Here is a 19,275-nt window from a genome sequence, read left to right on the forward strand (position 1 = left end):
GTTTTAATCTCTTTTTATAAGCGGCACCGAAATTGTCACTATCGTATAGTGGTTTAACTGAGATTCTATCTTCATATCGCCTTTGTGTAGGTTTATAATTTTTGAGGAAAGAGATAAACCTAATCCCGTTCCCTTAATTCCAAAGGCGTTGCTTGAGCGAAAGAAGGGCAAAGTCAGTTTATCTAAGTCTTCTTTCTTAATCCCTATTCCGTAGTCTTTTACTGTTATGACAATATGGGTTGGGGTTGTATGCAAGGTTAGATCAATAGTTTTATTATTCGAAAACTTATCAGCATTCAAGATGATATTAGAAATGGCTAATTCTAATAATTGACTATTTCCTTGAAAGTATAAGTTGTGTAAGTCTTCTTTGGTGTGAATAGAAAGGTTGATATTTATATCCGTCTTATGAGCAATTAAGTGATCTATGGTGGACCACCAAAATTCTTCAAAACAGACTTTGTTCAGTGGATATACGCTACTGTCTATTTGCGATAGAGCCAGCAGATTGCTAATAATCTTATCCATGTGTATGGCATCTTTGACAATACCTTGAAGGACTTGTTGATACTCTTGTGTATCTCTTTTCTGACGCAGGGTTATTTCTGCATTGCCAAGTACAGAGGCAATAGGTGTCTTTAGTTCATGAGAGGCATGGGAGACGAAAGCTTGTTGGTTTTCGAAGGTTTCGTGTAAGCGTTTGAACAGGGAATTGATAGTGATACTAAGGGTGTGAATCTCATCTTTAGACATATCCTCTGTTGGAATGGGTCTTTCGAGGGTCTGTACATTTTTATCCTGGATGTGATTAATGATATTGGTAATGGGGGCAAGGAGGTATTGGGCAAACAAACGCGATAAGAAAAAAGTGATTAATAGCGCGATGATTAAGCTAATTAACATGACTGTTTGCAATTGGCTTAGGGCTGCTGTCCCCACTTCATCCCTGGCTTTTGCAATGATTATAAAATTGCCTTCGTTATCCTTATAGTAAATTCCAACGATGTACTCATCGCCATTTTTAATGTAAAGTTTGTGTTTGTCATTAATCGTTTCTAAGGTTGCTCTGTCCCATTTAAGTTGTCCTTCTTGGATAAAAGTAGGAGAGTAATCTTCAGCATTGTATATCCTAATTTGCTCTTGGGGAAGTGTACGCGGAAACTTCATCAAGACTTCACTGTATTGTTCGGTTGTAAAATTGTCTTCTGCTAAGTAGTTATGCCCAACAGTAAATGCGCGTTCTTCTAATTGGCGAAAAAAGTTGTTTTGCCAATGAGAGGAGACAAGCATATAGATTGTGGCTAATACTCCAAGAAGTAAAATGGCAAATAACCCAAGAAATTGCAAGGATAAACGGGTGCGTATTTTCATTTTTAATCGGCGTCTTTAAGTATATATCCCATTCCGATAACCGTGTGAATTAAAGCTGTAGGGAAGTCCCTGTCTATCTTAGTTCTCAGGTAATTGACATATACATCTATTAGATTTGTTCCTCTGTTGAAACCAATTCCCCAAACTGCTTCTGCTATCTGAGTTCTGGTTAAAACTCTGTTTTTGTTAACCAAAAAGTATTCCAATAAGGTGTACTCTTTTTGGGTAAGGCTAATTTCTGTATCTCCACGAGTTACTATTTTCTTATAGCAATCCATTTTTAGATCTCTTGCTGTATAACTCAAGGTAGGCATAGCCATTTGATTCCTTCTTGTGATAGCTTTAATTCTCACCAGCAGTTCTTCAAAGTGAAAAGGTTTTGTCAAGTAGTCATCTGCTCCTTGGTTAAAACCGTTGATTTTATCTTTAATAGTTGATAAAGCTGTCAACATCAGAATAGGGATGTCTGATTTGTATTTTTTTACGTGGTGACAGATTTCAAAACCATTCATATTAGGCAGTATGACATCCATGATAATTAAATCAAACTCCTGTTCCATGGCAAGTTTTAACCCCATTGTACCTTCATAGGCTAAGGTCACACAGTGTTGGCTTTCTTCAAGGCCTTTGCGAATGAAGTTCGATACGCTTACTTCGTCTTCAATTAATAAGATATTCATAGCAACTGTTGTTTCTCAAAAGCAAAAATAAAATATATAAATACTTGTTTTTCAGCATTAAAGAAATTTAATGTAGTATTAGAGTTAGATTAGAATACTTGCTTTAAGCCTTGATTATTAGTTGTTTTTGTGATCTGTAGTGTTTGTTTACAAGGTAGTTTTATGCGTTTTGGGTATTATTTTTTTACTTGAGAAGTTGAAAAAAGGCAATTTATTATCTATTGATTTTAAAAATGGAAAGGTTTTTGTATTTACAAGAAAGAATTAATTACAAATTGTAATTTTTTGTTTTGGTTTGTCGGATAGAGGGCGGCTCCCTCTATCCACTTTCAAATCAGAAATTTCTTCATAGGTTTTGTTAAAAGTGTTCTAGGTTTAAGTAGAGCCATTGCTAAAAGTGATGGCTCTTTTTTCTTACCCTATACCCCAAGATGAGAAGGCGTGCTTATCGCAGTAAAATACAAACTATTTGATAAAGAGAAGTTTATCTGTTTTTTAGTAGGAGAAAGTATATACTGTCACTGGATAATTGTACGTTTGGCTTATAAGTTAAAATTACTTTGTATTTTGGCGGCTTATTTTTACGTTTCATCTTGTGAAATTTCAGTTTGAGTTAAAGTTTTGTATGATTAAAGCCAAACAACTATTATTTTTGTATCAAAATAGAAACAATGGCTAAGAACAAGAAAGTTGAAGAATCCATGTTCATCAAACACTATCGTTTGATGGTGATTCCTTTGGTATTAGTTCTATACCTATTTTCTCACTTTCTTTTGAATCCTTACGATCCAGAGTGGTATTACATAGAGGGAGAAAGCGAGATATTTGAATCGATTCTCTTTTTGATAGCCTATTGTGCTATTATTACGGAGATTAGCTTATGGGTAAGTAGAGTACTTAATAAGTGGATCCCCTGGGATAAGTCGGCGGCTCTTCGTGCCATTGTACAAGTACTGGCTCTAATAGGCTTGATATTTATCGTGTACTTCGGGATTAATTTGGCTTTTTTGGTCTGGATACCTATAGATAGAAGTAACGGTTTGGCTTTAGAGGACAAAATTGACTTGTGGCAATCTTTGATTATCAGCATTAATACGGCTATTTTTATCAGTGCAGTTCACACAGGGTATTTCTTGATAAAGAATTGGAGGGATTCTATGATGAAAGCGGCTGAGCTACAACTAAAAGCCGAAAAGCTTGAGCGCATCGCCAGTCAAGCTGAACTTGAATCTTTGCGCATGCAGTTAGATCCTCATTTTTTGTTTAACAACTTTAGCACGCTTTCTGAGTTGGTGGTTGAAGATCAGGCTATAGCTATCAAATTTATCGATAATTTGTCTTTAGTTTACCGCTATATGTTATCCAACATACGAAAGAACGTGGTTAGCCTAAAGGAGGAATTGACTTTTGTCGAATCATATTTTTATTTGATTCACGAGCGAATGGGAGCAAAGGTGCAATTGCACATTAATATAGATAAAGAACTTAGTCAGCAGTTTTATGTTGCACCAATCTCACTGCAACTATTGGTTGAAAATGCTGTAAAGCACAATAGAGCATCAAAAGAATGTCCATTAGTGATAGATATTTACATTGATGGCAATTTTGTAATCGTTGAGAACAATATACAGCCCTTGGTGGTTTCTATTCCTTCTTCGAAAGTAGGATTGAGCAATATTGATGATCGCTATAGACTGCTCAGTGAGGCTAAAGTGATTGTAGAGCAAACAGAAGTTTATTTTAAAGTAAAATTGCCTCTGTTATTAAACAGACAGGCAAAGTAAAAAAGGATAGTATGAGGGCATTAATTATTGAAGATGAAATTAGAAATGCAAATAAATTAACTCGTTTATTGCAAAGTATAGATAGTCAAATAGAGGTTATTACCGTACTGGAAAGTGTGAAGGAGAGTGTAGCGTGGTTAAAACAGTCAGAAGCTCCTGATTTGATATTTATGGATATTCGATTAGAAGATGGTTTGTGTTTCGAAATATTTGAGGAGATAGATATTCAAGTACCAGTTATTTTTACTACTTCCTACGATGAGTACGCGCTAAAAGCGTTTAAAGTCAACAGCATTGACTATATCATGAAACCCGTACAAGAGGAAGATCTAGAGAGAGCCTTGAACAAGTTCAAGTCAAGACAAGTTGTCCCGTCATTTACTGATTCTATCAAGGATATCCTGGGACATCTACACAAGAAAGAGGTCACGCATCGCTCTCGTTTTTTGATACCTTACAAAGATGGATTTAAAACCGTAAAGGTAGAGGACGTAGATTTTATTTATTCAGAACAAAAAATTACGCATTTGTGTTTAAGTGATAAGTCTGAAATGATTGTAAGTCAAACGATGGATGAATTAGAAGAAGAACTTGACTCTACCGTTTTTTTTAGGGCAAATAGACAACATATTTTACACATTGACAGCATAGGGAGTATCCACAATTACTTTAATGGAAAATTAAAAGTAGTACTTGTAAATGATCCCGATAGAGAAATTATTGTGAGTCGTGAGAAGGCGCCTCTATTCAAAAATTGGCTTAATTCCTAAGCCAATTTTTTTATTGTAACTTTATTCAATGATTTTGCAATTAACTTCGTTAGAAGTAGTGTATCCAAATTTTGGATATAACACATTTCTTTGGTTGTATCTTCCCTTTTTTTCTACTTGGTAAAAACCGACATAAATAAGCCAAAATCAGCTTATTTCACCCCTTCGTTATTGAAACATAACTACCACTGAAACCAGTAATAGCCTTACTTTCGTTGATTTAACTAATTTGATGCAGCGGCTTTTGTTCGGATATTGGTGCGACAATGTACGGTATTTACTGGGAATGAAGGCGTTTCTCCGAATCATCCTCCCACTATCTCCGAACAAACCCCCTATCAGCTTGATATTGACTACCGATATCGTGTCTAATTCTTATAAGTAGTTTTGCTTTTAGCTTTATGATTGTCTTAAAAAGTTTCCAAACTTTGCAGTGGTAGTTCTGCAACCTCTTTTGAACCATATTGATAGGTTTAAAATATTGATTCTTAATGAAAAAGCTCGTCTGTGAAGATGGGCTTTTTCTTGTTTTTGAGGGTAGTAGGAAAAGTGGTATATTTAAAATCAATGTATTAGGTGATGTAGGTAACAACTAACTGGCTATGTATAACTATAAGATGACCTATCAACAACGAGAATCTATACGCTTAAAAGGGTATGATTATGCACCTGAGGGATTATACTTTATCACGCTATGTGTACAGGATAGGGAGAATATCTTCGGATCTATCAAAGACGGGGTGTTAACATTGAATGAGATAGGTGAGATCGCAAGGGATGAATGGCTGAATATAGCAAATGTGAGAGATAATGTGATTTTGCATGAGTTTATCATTATGCCTAATCATATACATGCGATAATCGAGATTGTGAAGAATAAAGCAAAGGCAGGTGATAATAAAGGTTTTAAATCTCCGTCTCAAACGATCGGGGCTATCGTCAGAGGTTATAAAATAGCCACAATAAAAAGAATAAAGGCAGGGACGAATTGCAATTCGTTTTGTGTGGGCGAATTGCCATTCGCCCCAACACCCCCAACCGGGCGTACCATCTGGCAGAGAAATTACTATGAGCATATTATAAGAGACGAGAGAAGTTATCAGTATATATCGAATTATATCATCACCAACCCTGAACGATGGCACGATGATAAATTTCACAGGTAGGGGCGAATTGCAATTCGCCTGTTTATAATTGGAAAAACAATTCACGATGCGGGCATTCATTGTGTGGGCGAATTGCAATTTGCCCGTACGACGCACAATTGGTAATACGTTGTGTCTGTAAATTACTTGATATAGGGCATTCGTGATGTAGGTATTCGTGGTGCGGACAAATTGCAATTCGTTTTGTGTTTTTTTGTTTTACTCAATAATTCGCATGCTTTTACGGATTTCCTCTTTTACTATAAAGTACTTGGTGGTATATTTACAATATCAAATAAATTAGAAAGAATAGTTTTATGAGTGTGTCCATAGCTGAAATAGAGAATAACTTAGAAAAGGTGTTTGTTAATATTGATAAAGAAAGCTTTATCTATGAGTTTATATTAGCGCTTGGTGTGCCATTAAATGTAATAGAGCAAGTAATCGACTTGATTATTAGTGAAGAAATTGTGAATTATAAGTATGATAGTAAAAATCAAAAGATAATTAAAGGGTAATGAGGGGTAAGTATTATTTATTGTTTTCAAGATTTTTACTAATACTTGCATTAGTATTAGTCGTTTTTGTTGTATTTCATATTGTAGCTTCTGGTAAAGTAGGTGCAGGATATTCTGATTTAGGATCTGCTGTAGATGGACTTACAGCACCATTTATAGGAATAGCAGCTGCTGTTTTAACCTTTTTAGCATTTAAGATGCAAGTGATAGCAAATGAACAAGTTCAAAAGCAGTTTGAATTACAGCAGTTTGAAAGTCAGTTTTATGAGTTACTTCGTTTGCATAAGGAGAATGTAAATGAAATGGTTATTCAAGGGTATGTTTATGAAGATGGAAAAAAGATTGAAAGAGAGATTATTGGGCGAAAAATATTTGTAAGTAATGTTACTGAGTTTATGAGCTTAGTTTAGATAATTAAAGGATATGTGAATCATAAGAGAGACAAAAAGGAATTGTTATTTAATATTAGGGATAAATATATTATTACTATTGCATATCATATTTTCTTTTTTGGATTAGATTCTTTTGAAAGACAAGTTAAGACTAATAAGCATCCAGTAACTAAAGAAAATCTTTCGGCTAAGGACAAAGGTTGTTTGAAAGAAATGGTAAAATGGTTAAGGGCATTCAGGAAAGTACATAAGGATTTCGGAGATAAGGAACCAATATGTACGATGATACCAAATGTTAAATTATACTTTAACTATAAACCATATTTAGGTCACTTATCCCGATATGGTCATTATTATAGAAATCTAATATTAATAGTGAAGCATGTTGTTGATAATAAGGAGTTAGGATTGACTTATGAAAAGAAGAGAGAGTATTTACGCATTCTTAGAGCTCAATTAACTTCCCATGAACAGTTTTTACTTTTCCTTAACTGGTATAGTGGTATAGGTACACAATGGGAGGAAGTGGGGATAGGGGGAAATAAATTCTTTACTGATTATCGTATGATTCACAATATCAATGCAGATGTTATAGAAGATACTTCTTTTAATTGGGAGGGAATTATTGGAAGTAAATTTGAGAATAGATTAGATTTTAAGTATTTAAATAATAGGGATAAAGAATTATTTGAGGTTATAGAAGGTTTTATATCAACTCAAGAGAAAAAAACAGAGTAATGTTACAAGACTAAAAAATAGATTTAGTGTCTCGATTTTATCCATTATCTATAGATGAGGTTAAAACTAATATAGATAGATTGAATTTTGATGGGTATCATTATTTGATGTGTCTAATCATTGGTTTGCTTACTTGAATTTTGATATTGAGTTTGTAGAGGAATATGAAGATCAGATTAACTGGGGTATCTAATCTTTTAATGAGTTTCTACAGTGGAATGAGGATTTTATTATTAAGTATAGTAATAGGTTAGATTTCATAAAATTGTCATGGAATAAAATTGTTTATTTAGGATTGGGATTAGATAAAAGGGGAGTTGAGTTTTTAAAATAAAGGAAATATGAATAGAGTGCAGAGTTATTGGAAAATGAACATATGGAGAATATCTGTAGGAATAATGGTAATGTTTTTCTTAGGGCTTACTATTTATTGTTTTGAATTAGATGATAAATTTTCAATAGCGTTAATTGCAACAACTATAACAATTTATATAGGTCTGATTAAGCAGAATTTAGATGATGATAAACTTTTTCAAGATCTTTTTCAAGATTTCAACTCACGATATGATGATAAAGTAAATGATCTTTTTAACAAGTTACGAGAGGAAGTTGATAATGAGAATGATTTAGGTGAACAAGATAAATTATTAGTTATTGACTATTTGAATCTTTGTAGCGAAGAGTATTTATGGTATTCAAAAGGAAGATTACTTCCTGAAGTTTGGAAAGCTTGGGAGCAAGGTATTATCGCTAATTTAAAAATACCTAAAGTTAAAGAGTTATTTGATAAAGAATGTTTGAACGAAAACTCCAAAAAATCATATTATGGTTTTATTGAATATATCGAAAAGAAAATATAATTATGGATTTTACTGAAAAGGTAAATAGGCTTTGTAATAAGTATAAGCTAAATGAATACGGTTGTTTTAATTTATTGAAGGTGATGCATCATCTTACAGATGAAAGACGTCTGCATTCAAGGTTTATAACTTTCTTATTAAATCCTAACGGAAGTCATGAACAAGGGACAAAGTTTTTAGAATTGTTTTTAAATAACACATCTATTAAGTCTTTTGAATTACAAGAAGTGTCTGTCTATCCACATGAAGTAGAAAAGAAAGAAGATGAGAATATCGATATATTCATTCAGAATAGTAAAGGACAAGCTATTATTATAGAAAATAAGATATTTGCTGGAGATAGTAATAAAAAAGAAGGAGAAACAATTAAAGCTCAACTTCTAAATTATTATGATAAAAAGAAAATTGAGTTTAGTGATATTACTTTAGTCTATCTGACTTTAAATGGAAAAGAACCTTCGTTTTATGAACAGTTTAAAGATAAACAACCTGAGTTAATTAGACTTGATTATATTGGTTTTATTACTAAATGGTTAGAACAGTGTTTAGAACAAACTATATCAAATAGGGATTTGCAAAGTAGTATACTACAGTATTTAAGTATAGTAAAAGAAATAACAAATGACTTTGAATTAGCTGTTGCGTTAAAAGAGGAAACAGCTAAAGATTTAGAATTTGGATACAAGTATTGGATTATTGATAAAGATATTAATAATCACATCGTACAAGATCAGTTTAAGCATGTAAAATGGCATACTGTACATGAGTTTATGGATACATTGCGTATTGCTATCACGAGTAAGTTTAATACAGAGGTTTCAAGGCTAAATGAAGATCATATTACAGCTTGTACTCATAGAAATAGCGTAAAGGCTAAAGTTGTTATAGCTTTTTTATATGAAGATACTACATACTATGTGTGCAATGATAATAAGGGATTTACTATTGGTTGTATTGGAGATAATTGCCCAAAAGAATATAAAGTTCTCTTTGAAGGTAAATATAACTTTAATGATTTCAGTATTAGGGAAACATTTGATCTTATAAATGAAGATAAAACTAAGATGTTAATTAGTAGAATCGTAGACGAGATTAACAAGTACATAGTAAAATAATCATTGATGGAAGAAGTGAATAAAAAAGCTTGGAAGGAGGCATTAGAATATGCTTTTGAAACATTAGATAAGAAGGGATGGAATACGAAGAATAATGGTAGGTATTATTTCGTAGTGAATAATGGTGTCGAATATCCTAATAAGAAGGTATTAGAATGTGTTGAAAAGTACTTTCTTAAGAATAAATTAGAGTTAATAATACCTAGTACAGCTAATAATGGTGAAAGACTAAATGCTTATTTGGAAAGTAATGGAGCTAAGGTAGTTAGTAAAAAAGAGTCTTTTATTAGTGGATGTATTCGAGAACAATCTGATGAGATATTAAAACTATTAAAAGAGTATAAACAGAGGATTAAACAAGGTGATTTAAAGCAAGAAGAATATAAATGGTTACTATTTGCTACTCAACATAATAAACCAAGTTTAAATAAAGATACAATAGTAGATGAGTTACTAGAAATGAAATTTAGTAATTTATTGTATTATAACTCAATATCAACAATGAAGCACTTAAATAAGGCAAGAAATCGCCAGTATGCTGAATTGTTATTGAATTTATATGATGAAGAAATATCTTTAGAAACGAGAATTAAGAACTTTAGTGAGGAAATAACTAACCTTTATCACGAAGTAGAAGATAAATTACAGCATCATCATGATGAACGTACAATCTCTACTTTATTGAGTTTTAAGTATCCTGAAAAGTATTTGTTATTTAAAGACTCATTTTATCAGAAGTTATGTTTGTTATTGAATATTGAATCATTAACAAAAGGAGAAAAGTATTCGGATTATCTTGAAATAGCAAGGGAGATTAGAGATAAATATATAAAAGAAGATGAGGAACTATTGTTTTTGGTACAACAGCATTTGCCAGAGGGAAGTTATAATGATCCAGCGCTTAATCTTCTAACTCAAGATTTTTTATATACTATGTTAGAGAAGAGTAATGATTATTATGACATATTTAAAAAAGTTAAAACGGCATTTAATGCTAAATTGAAGAGTTTAGAAGGCTGTTCTGTTTGTTTTAATCGGCACAATGGTAAAGAGTTTCAATGGATACAGGATAAATATTCTATAATTGGAAATGATTATGTTCACTATGAATTGTATTGTGATAAATCATCTATTTATATAGATCTTCATCTAGAAGATGATGAACAACCTGAAGAAATTACTAAGTTAGTAAAAGATTTATATGTTTATTTATTAGATAAAGAATATAGTACTGATTTTATTTCTTGGTTTAATTGGGCTAAAAAAGTAAATAGTAAAGATTACTTTCAATCTATTAGATTTCATAGAGCATTTTCGTTAGATGAAGAAGATATTCTTTCAGAAGAAAGTATTAATGAAATGATTCAAAGCTTTGTTGACTTAGATAATATTATTGGTGATGATATACGCGAATTTCTTATTAAGAATAAACAGGTAAAAGAAGAAATTGCAATTAAATATGTAGCAGAAAAAAACATGAAGCATCCACTAAACCAAATACTATATGGTCCTCCAGGAACAGGGAAGACGTATCATACGATTAATAAAGCATTAGCTATAGTGGCTCCTGACTTTGATTTGAGCCAAGAGAGAGAGTTGGTTAAAGAGGAGTTTGATAAGTATTTAGAGAATGGACAGATCGTGTTCACAACCTTTCATCAGAGTATGACATACGAGGACTTTGTGGAGGGGATAAAGCCTAAAGAAATTGAAGGTAAGGTTACTTATGAAATAAAAAACGGTTTTTTAAAATTGTTATGTAACACTATTATTCAAAATAGTTTTTCTGTAGGAGACTTAATAGGAGATTATGAGATAAACAAAATAGGCTATGAAATAATTTATCTTAAAAAACCTAGAGCTGAAAGCATTGTACCAATCCCTAAATATTTAATTAATGAATTATCTCAGCTAGTGATTGAGGGTAAGATAGATTATGAAAGTATAAAAAATAAGGATGCAGTTAATATGATGTCACCAACCACTGAAAAGTATATTGTTAATGGATATCCTAATATACTTGCAATGCTGGTTGAAAAAAACAATCGTGATTATCCAATTTGCAAAAAAAATAAGGTCCTTATCATCGACGAAATCAACCGTGGGAATGTATCTGCCATCTTTGGGGAGTTGATTACCTTGATAGAAGAGAGTAAACGATTAGGAAATGAGGAGGCATTAGAGGTTACCTTGCCTTACTCAAAAGAGAAGTTCGGTGTACCGAATAATTTATACATCATCGGTACGATGAATACAGCAGATAGAAGTGTAGAGGCTCTGGATACAGCGCTTAGACGTCGTTTTACCTTCGAAGAGATGATGCCTGATTATGAGGTAATCGAGTCAGATAACAGCTTTGGTATTGATTTAAAAGAGGTGTTAGAGGTTATTAATAAGCGTATAGAGGTGCTGTTAGATAGAGATCACTTGATCGGGCATAGTTACTTTTTAAATGTGGATTCTGTGGAGACATTACAATCGCGATTTATGAATAATATTATTCCCTTGTTGCAAGAGTATTTCTATGGAGATTATGGCAAGATAGGATTGGTACTTGGTAAGGGTTTTGTTGAAAAATCAGAAGGGAATAAGGTTGTATTTGCGTCTTTTGACTATGATAGCGAGATGTATCAAGACAAGGTTATTTATTCATTAAAATCTATTGAGGATGAAGGGGAGTTTAAGGTAGCTATAGATAATTTGTTAGGTAAAAAATAGTAATAAGTGAGTAAACTAAAGATTACAGTTTTTGAGCATAATACATTAAGAATAGGGGATGTGTTATCTAAAGATAAAGTGTTTGAAGAAAAACATTTAGCTCTATTAGAAGCTTTCTATGGTACGAATGGCTTACCTTATTATTCTCTGATTCACAAAGGAGTGAAGTTTAATCAATATGTAGGGGTGTTACAGTTGGGTAACTTGACTATCGAGGTATTGCCTAAAGTGGATAATAATGAGGAAGATGAGAAAACTTGGCGTAAGTTATTGATAGAGATGATTTGGCGTGTAGGTACTTTTACTACTCATGCTCCTACATCAAGTAATCTGTCTTTAAAAACAAATGCGATTTTAGATGTTTATATCGCGATGTATCTACAGGAGTTAAAGCGTTTAGTTCATCAAGGATTAATAAAGAAATATAGAACACAAGAAGGGAATACGTTGGCTCTAAAAGGGAGTTTGGTGTTTAGTAAACACATTCAACAGAACTTGGTACATCAAGAGCGTTTTTATACTCGCCATAGTGTATATGATGAACAGCATCTATTACATCAAGTGCTGTATAAGGCATTGAAATTACTAAAACGCATTAATGTAAATATTGCGTTGGATAGTGAGATTAATCAATTGTTGTTTAGTTTTCCTGAAATGGAGGATATCAAGGTGTCTGAGAGTACTTTTGATAAGATATCGATCAATAGAAAGACAGCTTCTTATGAAACAGCGTTAGGTATAGCTAAACTATTACTTCTAAATTATCACCCTGATATTAGAGGAGGTAGTAGTGATGTGTTGGCTTTATTGTTTGATATGAATGCACTGTGGGAACGCTTTGTTTTTGTGACTTTGAGAAAACATTTAAAAAACTCACATGAGGTTAGAGAACAGGTAAAGAAAGACTTTTGGCTTTCGCATACAGAAACAAACCGAAGTGTGAAGATGTTTGCAGATATTGTGATAACAGAGAAAAGGGAGGAATCAAGAGTCTTTGTGATTGATACGAAATGGAAGAATCTGAATGGGAAGCCGTACCCATCTGTAGAAGATCTGCGACAGATGTATGTATATCACCACTTCTACAAGGCGAATAAGGTGGCATTGGTTTATCCGAGTCTGGAGTCTAAAGAACATAAAGGGAAATATCTGAATAGCCAGAATGATGATATGTGTTATTTAATTCACCTTGGAGTGAAAGATGATATTGCTAATTTTGAAAAGCAGGTAGTTAACGTTGTTAAGGAATGGTTTACTGTTTCGAATTCAGAAATTCACATTAATTAAAATACTGCTGTTCGAGTGGGCTTTGTTATTTATAAATAACTACGAAGTTGGGAGACTTCGCAGAGAGAGAATAACAGAATAACGCAAAGTCAATAGACTATTGTGTAGTTGTATTTAAGCCACATATTCAAGAATTTACAAAAATTAAAATATTGAAAAAGCTAGCTTACGGTAACCTTTTTTGATGGGTATTTAACTCTATTCTTTCTAATTAAAGTACTTATCTAACTGATCTACAGGACTTGTAATAAATTCTTCGAAAGTACTCAGATCTGTAAGTTCTTGGTGTTCTAAATCATAACAAGCTATTTTCTTAGCCTTTGGATTCCAAACAATAATAGTATCTGTGTAATCTCCAGTTTCTTTGGAAATGCGAAGTAGCTTCTGCCTTGCAAATTTGAACGCAACTGTCTCAAGTAAGGTAAAGAATTCAAGATACTCAAAGTCTGAATCAGGTAAGTCAATGCGCAAATTATCTCCTTGTAAGAACTCTAAAAGAACTTTAGGTAGCTTATAGGCTTTTAACTCATCGAGTTTATTGCTTAGATTGTGGAAATCTACGGGTTCTATAGACTTAAAGTACTCAGCCATTTCACTATCTGCTTTCTCTAAGGCAATACTGTATGGACGCATGCCATCTTTCTCAGCGAGTGTTACATCTGCACCGTGTTGGACAAGGTATTTACACATGTGAAGATCTACATATCTTGCAGCTACACACAGCGCAGTAGGCTTAAAGGGATACACCATATCGGCTTTATTGTAATTGATGTCAACATTAAAAGAAATAAAGAAGTCTAATACTTTATAGTTACGATCGCTAACTGCTTGACGAAAGGCTAGACCACCATATTTCTCTACTGTATGTCCTAAGCTGTGGATAAGAGCTAAATTATCATAAGACTTGCCATATAAAGCTTGCTGAAAAGCATCAGATTTGAGGTGATTTACTACATTTACTTTAGCTCCATGTGCTACCAGGTAATTGATAATATCCGCCTTGCAATAGCGAACAGCACTTAAAAAGCTGGGATTGTCTTTTGCATTTAGGTTTACCCCTTTACTAATAAGCCATTTAAGAGTATCGAAGTTTTCCATAATTAGAGCTAAATCTAAAGGAGACTCATCGGTATGTTTTCCAATAGAAATCTGTTTCTCAATATCCCAACCTTCAGCATAATACTGATCTAATAGAGTAATATCTCCTGATATAATTGCATTGACAATAGGGGGAACGGTTTTAAATGTCCCAATATCTTTTAAGCTTACCATGATTTATGGTGTTTTAAGTATAAATAATATTTTTTTAATCAGATATTTGTTTATCAATTAGATAGGTTTGATATAAGTTATTGAAAAAACGAAATATACCATATAAATAAGAACCAATAACTAGGGATAAAGCTATTTTTATAAATAAATAAATAACCCAACCTATAATAGGTAAAAATAAAAAGAATTTAGCAGTAAAATTATGTAGTAATTTCCAACCAGCTACAAAAGAAAAGCCAATATAAAAAGCCATAGCATAAAGCGATAAAAGATTGTTCCATGTAAAAGAATCTTTCGAGGGGTAGGATGGACTTGTTATCATAAAATATGCTAATAGAACACCGATTATTCCAGCGATTAACATATCTCTATTATCTTTTTTTAGACGTTCTTTTTTTTGTAAAAGATTGTAATATTTTTCATTCATAGTCTTTTTATTTACTTATTTTTCGTTTTAAGACATAGCCAGTTTGTATATTATCTGCATTGAGAACTTGAACCTTAAAAAAATACTTAGTAGCGCCTATACTATCTAAAGGTTGTCCTTGTGCTAATTCACCTATAGGGTGTGTTTGACTATCAGGAGAAGGATATAAACTAGTTTTAGAAGTTGTTTTCCATTTTGTAGTTTTTATATCTTTGGGCTTAGCAGTTACTTTCTCTACTGTGTAAGGGTTGAAGACAATAGCAATTAGTAATGCAATTCCTACAAGTTTTAAGATATTAGCTAACGATAAAGCTCTTTTTGTCTTTCTATTTTTTAAATAGTCTAGTTGCCTTTTTGAATAGTCAATAAAATCAAATAGTTGATGACGTTTTTCAATCCAATTATCAACATTAGGATTGAGAATAACTCTTTTATGTTTGGTGTTTTCTTGGGAAGAGTGTGTTTTATAGTTGTAATTTAGGTCATGGTTAGAGAGTAGATTCTCATATGCTTGATTAATTTTCCTAAACATATTAGTAAAAAACTCATCTCCACCGGTTCTATCAGGATGATATTGTTTTGCTAATTTTCTATAAGCTAGTTTAATTTCATCAATAGAAGCATTTTCTTCAAGGCCTAATATAGTATATGATTCTTTTTTATTCATTTGCTTTTAATTTATTTGTTGCCAAGTAGTGATCTGCTCATCCCATATATTGATAAGCAACTTATATTCTTGTTTAGAATCATATTTCCAAACTTGCCCTTGTGATCCATTAAAAACGATATCTTTGGGTGTTCCTAAAGCAACTTTAAGTAGTATTATAGGCATACCTTTATAAATTTGTCCGTTGAATGCACTCTCAACCCAATCAACAGGATAGTATTTAGTCAATTCATCTTTTAATAATTGATTATTGCTTAAGTAATTCTGTTTTGCTTTGAGTATTTTATTTTCTAAAGACTCTATTTTCTTAGCACTATTTCTTTTTTGTTTAGTATCTAAAAAGTACAAATAGATGAAATAAATTAAGACTATTAATAGTCCTATATAGAAAAGAGGTTCTTCAGGTTTTACTGCTTTCTCCATGATATATTTGCTAATAACATTTGCAAAATTACATTAATTTATCAAAAAGACTATTTTTGTTTAGTTGTATGCAGTAATTCAATCCTTAAATTAGTTTAAATATTTATGTTTTTATTAAGCTTTTTTAGACCATATCTACTGACTATATGAATCTTAGTTTAATACTAAAGTTGTTTGTTTTAGAAAATAACAGAACTATTAAATATTAAAAACCTCCCCACTAATAGGGATTGTCTCCTTCTACTTATCTCTTTAATATTGTTACTTACCAAATACAAAAATGTAAAGTATGAAACTAGCAGTGTTAAGTACCCTTTTGATATTGATCTCTATCATAACTTATGCTCAAGTAAGAAAAGACAAATCCTCTTTCAATATGCCTCAAGTAGAACCTACTCAACTTATTGCGTTTTTAACTAAGCAAAATGACTTTATTTATGTAGATAGGGATAGTTTAAAGCCTATTAATGGGATAAAGTATAAAAGTGCGTCTATGTATACTTCGACAGGTTATGCGATGGTTATAAATAATAAGGGAGCTTTTGTTGTTATAGATACCAATGGAAAAGAAGTACTTGAAGTAGGAGAGAGTGAGATAGAGATAGAAGTTGTAAATGGATTGACACTCTATAAGAAAAGTAGAGAATACCAGAGAAAGATGCCTATCTGGAATTGGGAGTGGAATATCTTAGGAGGAGCTATTAAAAAAGAACAAACCTATCATAGCATTGAGATTGGGGTGATTGAAACCAAGCAGGTCTTACTGCAAAAACAAGTCCCTTATTTAGAAGATAGTTACACTCTAAATCCAGTGGCAGTAGATGATGAGCATATTTATTGGAACAAGACACTTTATGTAGTTAAGAATCAATACTTAAAGAAAAAGGATGTTGATGTGATAACAACCTTAGACAATAAGCGATTTATAAAGGGATTTAAAGACTCTTTTTCTATTTATGATGTACAGCAGAAGGAAGCAATACATCAAGACTTAGAAGGTGTTAATACGTTTAGTATAAAGTATGGTAATGAAGACCTTATACTGGATCAGTTGATGCAAGAACGCTTTGAGCCTATTGTACCAAAGTTGTTAAAGGATGTTACTACTGGGAGTGTCTATCCATATCCTCAGTATGACAAGGCTTTTCCTAAAGAGATTAAAACAGCAACGCCTGAGCAAGCAGCCTTTATAAAGAATGCCTCTTTGATTTATTCTATTGCTAATTCTCCTTATTTTTTAATAGGTGTTTTTAACTATGATCACGATATTTGGGCTTATGATTGGCTTTATCTAGATATACATGGTCAGGTGGTAGAACAGTTTGATTTGGATAGTTTTAAGGTGTCAGATCAAATAGGCAGGCTTGTATGGCCTTCTAAAGAAATGGTTATACCTTATCAGAAAGTTACCTCTGTAAAGTATTATACAGGTAGTGATGAATTGTATCTTGTCAACATAGAGGGCAAAGAAGGTGATAGTGAGTATGGGGTCTGGGATAGAAAAGCTCAACTATGGAGTATAGAACCAGAGTATACTTCTATACTTGCTTTGGATATTTCGAAAGGTATTTATGCCTTGCAGAAAGAGGAAAACTATACACTCTATGACAGTAAAAAGCAAGAGAAGCTAGGTGTGAAGGCTTATCAATACATTCGTTCAGACGGTTTAGTTCAAGTAAAACTTGAAGATAAAACAGTAAGTTATTATATCGATATTTATACTGGTAGAGCGTATTTAGAACAATAAAGAGATGAAAGAGAATACTCAGCTAGTTAGTGAGGCTGACTAACTGAAATTAATAGCTGTGAATGGTAAAGGGTATAGAGTAGATGTACTGGATTATCAAAGCAATAGGTTTATATCTAAGTTCTCTTTATTATTAATAAAGATGCCTTGTTACTTCATACATATTGTAGTAAAATTAGAAAACCACTACTATCAGTGAGACGTTTTTAAGACAAGAAGCAGTACTTTTAACCAAAATATAGCAATGAAATACCTTATGATTTTAGTGTCAATATTTGCTTTGTTTGGCTGTCAGACTAAGGCTCAAACACTGGAAATAACAACTATACATATTGAGCCAAAACGAGTAACTCAACAAGTACCCGATAGGGGTAAACAACATACTTATACCACTTATCAGGAGGTTACAAAGAGATCTGTACCTGCTGTTTCTTTAGTGTCTAAAGAGGATAATGTATTGCGATTTAGCATACAAGGAAATATTAGTTCTAGAGGGTTACAGATTCGCAAAGTTTCTAAGATACGCTTTGAACAAGCAGAGCAATTAGGCAATGGTATAACGCTTAAGTACTATGTAAATATTAAACACATACCTGGTAAAGAAGGAGCTACTATAGCAGGTTACAATTATAGCAAGGAAGAGAAATATAAGATACCTCATGATGTAAAAGTAATCCATATAGAAGTATATGAAGAACATCCAAATCAAGAACCTAAGTTAATTGCAAAGAATAAGTTTGACTTTTTTGCGAAGATATAAATTATAGAAATGAATATAGATTTTAAGGCATTAGCTATCCAAATAGAAGCAGCTACACGTAAGGCTTTTCAAGAAATAGTAACGGTTCATGGTAGCGAAGATATCTATGGTTTCGCTCTATATAGTGATGAGGGAGCGATGACGGTTTGTCCTTCTACCAACACGCAAGATTATTTAGAGACCAAGCCAAAACAAGATTATGTGTACTATAAGTATGAACCGGCTGAGTGGTGTTATGAAGGAGATGGAGCAGATGAAGATTTCTCGGCTATCTGTAATACACTTTACAATGCTCTGGAAGGTGACTTTTGGGCTGAAGAAGAAGATTTTAAAGAAGAGGAATACGAAGAAATAGATGATGAAGAGTTTGAGGCATTTCAACAAACACTATATCAGACTTGTATTGCTGTTTTGGTCAAGTTAAAACAAGAAGAATTCTTTAAGCAGATAGTTGGAAAAGACATCTTTTTGATGTTTTCTGTAACAGATTATGAGTATGATCGTCAAGAATTAGAGGAGATGATCATTACTTTAAATGACAATCCTTATCAACAAGAATATCTAGACTGGATGAAAACTTGGCGCAAATAGAATAACAAAT

19 protein-coding genes are annotated in these 19,275 nt (G+C 32.5%); 13 read left to right on the plus strand and 6 right to left on the minus strand.

Features of this window, described 5'->3' with window-relative positions:
• Positions 1 to 3 precede the first annotated feature (3 nt).
• Together GJV76_RS08650 and GJV76_RS08655 are read right to left on the minus strand one after the other, a co-directional pair.
• Positions 4 to 1,371 carry a sensor histidine kinase gene (locus tag GJV76_RS08650; protein WP_155092223.1) on the minus strand — a complete coding sequence of 456 codons (1,368 nt, stop codon included), beginning with the start codon at positions 1,369 to 1,371 and terminating at the stop codon, positions 4 to 6.
• Positions 1,372 to 1,373: 2 nt separating this feature from the next.
• Positions 1,374 to 2,051, minus strand: coding sequence for a response regulator transcription factor (locus GJV76_RS08655; RefSeq protein ID WP_155092224.1), 678 nt, complete (start codon positions 2,049 to 2,051; stop codon positions 1,374 to 1,376).
• A gap of 671 nt (positions 2,052 to 2,722) precedes the next feature.
• On the opposite strand from GJV76_RS08655, the gene GJV76_RS08660 reads away from it, so the two are divergent.
• The 10 genes from GJV76_RS08660 to GJV76_RS08705 all read left to right on the plus strand — a co-directional run bounded on the left by GJV76_RS08660 (position 2,723) and on the right by GJV76_RS08705 (position 13,378).
• A complete protein-coding gene (locus GJV76_RS08660; protein WP_230381520.1) occupies positions 2,723 to 3,835 on the plus strand; it encodes a sensor histidine kinase in 1,113 nt (370 codons plus the stop codon).
• 11 nt (positions 3,836 to 3,846) lie between these two features.
• Positions 3,847 to 4,605 (plus strand): LytR/AlgR family response regulator transcription factor, encoded by a 759-nt coding sequence (locus tag GJV76_RS08665; RefSeq protein ID WP_155092225.1) that lies wholly within the window; start codon positions 3,847 to 3,849, stop codon positions 4,603 to 4,605.
• Positions 4,606 to 5,207: 602 nt separating this feature from the next.
• Positions 5,208 to 5,771, plus strand: coding sequence for a transposase (locus GJV76_RS08670; protein WP_230381521.1), 564 nt, complete (start codon positions 5,208 to 5,210; stop codon positions 5,769 to 5,771).
• 296 nt (positions 5,772 to 6,067) lie between these two features.
• Positions 6,068 to 6,268: a hypothetical protein gene (locus GJV76_RS08675; protein WP_155092226.1), complete on the plus strand. Its 201-nt coding sequence runs from the start codon at positions 6,068 to 6,070 to the stop codon at positions 6,266 to 6,268.
• Complete coding sequence (locus GJV76_RS08680; protein ID WP_155092227.1) at positions 6,268 to 6,678, plus strand: hypothetical protein; 411 nt, start codon at positions 6,268 to 6,270, stop codon at positions 6,676 to 6,678. The genes GJV76_RS08675 and GJV76_RS08680 overlap by 1 nt, the downstream gene beginning before the upstream one ends.
• Before the next feature lie 15 nt (positions 6,679 to 6,693).
• On the plus strand, positions 6,694 to 7,398 hold the full coding sequence (locus tag GJV76_RS16125) for a putative phage abortive infection protein (RefSeq protein ID WP_155092228.1): 705 nt from the start codon (positions 6,694 to 6,696) through the stop codon (positions 7,396 to 7,398).
• Positions 7,399 to 7,739: 341 nt separating this feature from the next.
• Complete coding sequence (locus GJV76_RS08690) at positions 7,740 to 8,258, plus strand: hypothetical protein (RefSeq protein WP_155092229.1); 519 nt, start codon at positions 7,740 to 7,742, stop codon at positions 8,256 to 8,258.
• A gap of 2 nt (positions 8,259 to 8,260) precedes the next feature.
• Complete coding sequence (locus GJV76_RS08695; protein WP_155092230.1) at positions 8,261 to 9,373, plus strand: PDDEXK-like family protein; 1,113 nt, start codon at positions 8,261 to 8,263, stop codon at positions 9,371 to 9,373.
• A gap of 6 nt (positions 9,374 to 9,379) precedes the next feature.
• On the plus strand, positions 9,380 to 12,091 hold the full coding sequence (locus GJV76_RS08700) for an McrB family protein (protein ID WP_230381522.1): 2,712 nt from the start codon (positions 9,380 to 9,382) through the stop codon (positions 12,089 to 12,091).
• A gap of 6 nt (positions 12,092 to 12,097) precedes the next feature.
• Positions 12,098 to 13,378, plus strand: a complete 1,281-nt coding sequence (locus GJV76_RS08705) for an McrC family protein (protein WP_155092231.1) — start codon at positions 12,098 to 12,100, stop codon at positions 13,376 to 13,378.
• Between the two features lie 207 nt (positions 13,379 to 13,585).
• Here the strand turns inward: GJV76_RS08705 and GJV76_RS08710 are convergent, their stop codons facing one another.
• The 4 genes from GJV76_RS08710 to GJV76_RS08725 are packed head-to-tail and all read right to left on the minus strand — an operon-like array spanning position 13,586 to position 16,167.
• The gene (locus GJV76_RS08710) at positions 13,586 to 14,650 is read right to left on the minus strand and encodes an ankyrin repeat domain-containing protein (protein WP_155092232.1); all 1,065 of its coding nucleotides are present in this window, start codon (positions 14,648 to 14,650) and stop codon (positions 13,586 to 13,588) included.
• A 34-nt stretch (positions 14,651 to 14,684) separates the two neighbouring features.
• Positions 14,685 to 15,077, minus strand: a complete 393-nt coding sequence (locus GJV76_RS08715) for a hypothetical protein (RefSeq protein WP_155092233.1) — start codon at positions 15,075 to 15,077, stop codon at positions 14,685 to 14,687.
• 7 nt (positions 15,078 to 15,084) lie between these two features.
• Positions 15,085 to 15,744, minus strand: a complete 660-nt coding sequence (locus GJV76_RS08720) for a J domain-containing protein (RefSeq protein WP_155092234.1) — start codon at positions 15,742 to 15,744, stop codon at positions 15,085 to 15,087.
• Positions 15,745 to 15,750: 6 nt separating this feature from the next.
• Positions 15,751 to 16,167: a hypothetical protein gene (locus tag GJV76_RS08725; RefSeq protein WP_155092235.1), complete on the minus strand. Its 417-nt coding sequence runs from the start codon at positions 16,165 to 16,167 to the stop codon at positions 15,751 to 15,753.
• 289 nt (positions 16,168 to 16,456) lie between these two features.
• Between GJV76_RS08725 and GJV76_RS08730 the strand changes: the two genes are divergently transcribed.
• The 3 genes from GJV76_RS08730 (at position 16,457) to GJV76_RS08740 (ending at position 19,265) form a co-directional block, all read left to right on the plus strand.
• Positions 16,457 to 17,914, plus strand: a complete 1,458-nt coding sequence (locus GJV76_RS08730; RefSeq protein ID WP_155092236.1) for a hypothetical protein — start codon at positions 16,457 to 16,459, stop codon at positions 17,912 to 17,914.
• 256 nt (positions 17,915 to 18,170) lie between these two features.
• Positions 18,171 to 18,674: a hypothetical protein gene (locus tag GJV76_RS08735; protein ID WP_230381523.1), complete on the plus strand. Its 504-nt coding sequence runs from the start codon at positions 18,171 to 18,173 to the stop codon at positions 18,672 to 18,674.
• A gap of 9 nt (positions 18,675 to 18,683) precedes the next feature.
• Positions 18,684 to 19,265, plus strand: coding sequence for a DUF4303 domain-containing protein (locus GJV76_RS08740; RefSeq protein ID WP_155092238.1), 582 nt, complete (start codon positions 18,684 to 18,686; stop codon positions 19,263 to 19,265).
• The last annotated feature ends 10 nt before the right edge of the window (positions 19,266 to 19,275 follow it).

The sequence above is a fragment of the Myroides albus genome (genome assembly GCF_009711045.1).
In the GTDB taxonomy this organism is placed as follows: domain Bacteria; phylum Bacteroidota; class Bacteroidia; order Flavobacteriales; family Flavobacteriaceae; genus Flavobacterium; species Flavobacterium album_A.

Bases quoted from the DNA above. Each gene is read 5' to 3' on its own strand.
- GJV76_RS08710 (WP_155092232.1), bottom strand. From the start codon at position 14,650: ATGGTAAGCTTAAAAGATATTGGGACATTTAAAACCGTTCCCCCTATT.
- GJV76_RS08715 (WP_155092233.1), bottom strand. From the start codon at position 15,077: ATGAATGAAAAATATTACAATCTTTTACAAAAAAAAGAACGTCTAAAA.
- GJV76_RS08650 (WP_155092223.1), bottom strand. From the start codon at position 1,371: ATGAAAATACGCACCCGTTTATCCTTGCAATTTCTTGGGTTATTTGCC.
- GJV76_RS08735 (WP_230381523.1), top strand. From the start codon at position 18,171: ATGATTTTAGTGTCAATATTTGCTTTGTTTGGCTGTCAGACTAAGGCT.
- GJV76_RS08725 (WP_155092235.1), bottom strand. From the start codon at position 16,167: ATGGAGAAAGCAGTAAAACCTGAAGAACCTCTTTTCTATATAGGACTA.
- GJV76_RS08670 (WP_230381521.1), top strand. From the start codon at position 5,208: ATGTATAACTATAAGATGACCTATCAACAACGAGAATCTATACGCTTA.
- GJV76_RS08660 (WP_230381520.1), top strand. From the start codon at position 2,723: ATGGCTAAGAACAAGAAAGTTGAAGAATCCATGTTCATCAAACACTAT.
- GJV76_RS08655 (WP_155092224.1), bottom strand. From the start codon at position 2,051: ATGAATATCTTATTAATTGAAGACGAAGTAAGCGTATCGAACTTCATT.
- GJV76_RS08690 (WP_155092229.1), top strand. From the start codon at position 7,740: ATGAATAGAGTGCAGAGTTATTGGAAAATGAACATATGGAGAATATCT.
- GJV76_RS08740 (WP_155092238.1), top strand. From the start codon at position 18,684: ATGAATATAGATTTTAAGGCATTAGCTATCCAAATAGAAGCAGCTACA.
- GJV76_RS08720 (WP_155092234.1), bottom strand. From the start codon at position 15,744: ATGAATAAAAAAGAATCATATACTATATTAGGCCTTGAAGAAAATGCT.
- GJV76_RS08695 (WP_155092230.1), top strand. From the start codon at position 8,261: ATGGATTTTACTGAAAAGGTAAATAGGCTTTGTAATAAGTATAAGCTA.
- GJV76_RS08730 (WP_155092236.1), top strand. From the start codon at position 16,457: ATGAAACTAGCAGTGTTAAGTACCCTTTTGATATTGATCTCTATCATA.
- GJV76_RS08700 (WP_230381522.1), top strand. From the start codon at position 9,380: ATGGAAGAAGTGAATAAAAAAGCTTGGAAGGAGGCATTAGAATATGCT.
- GJV76_RS08665 (WP_155092225.1), top strand. From the start codon at position 3,847: ATGAGGGCATTAATTATTGAAGATGAAATTAGAAATGCAAATAAATTA.
- GJV76_RS08680 (WP_155092227.1), top strand. From the start codon at position 6,268: ATGAGGGGTAAGTATTATTTATTGTTTTCAAGATTTTTACTAATACTT.
- GJV76_RS08675 (WP_155092226.1), top strand. From the start codon at position 6,068: ATGAGTGTGTCCATAGCTGAAATAGAGAATAACTTAGAAAAGGTGTTT.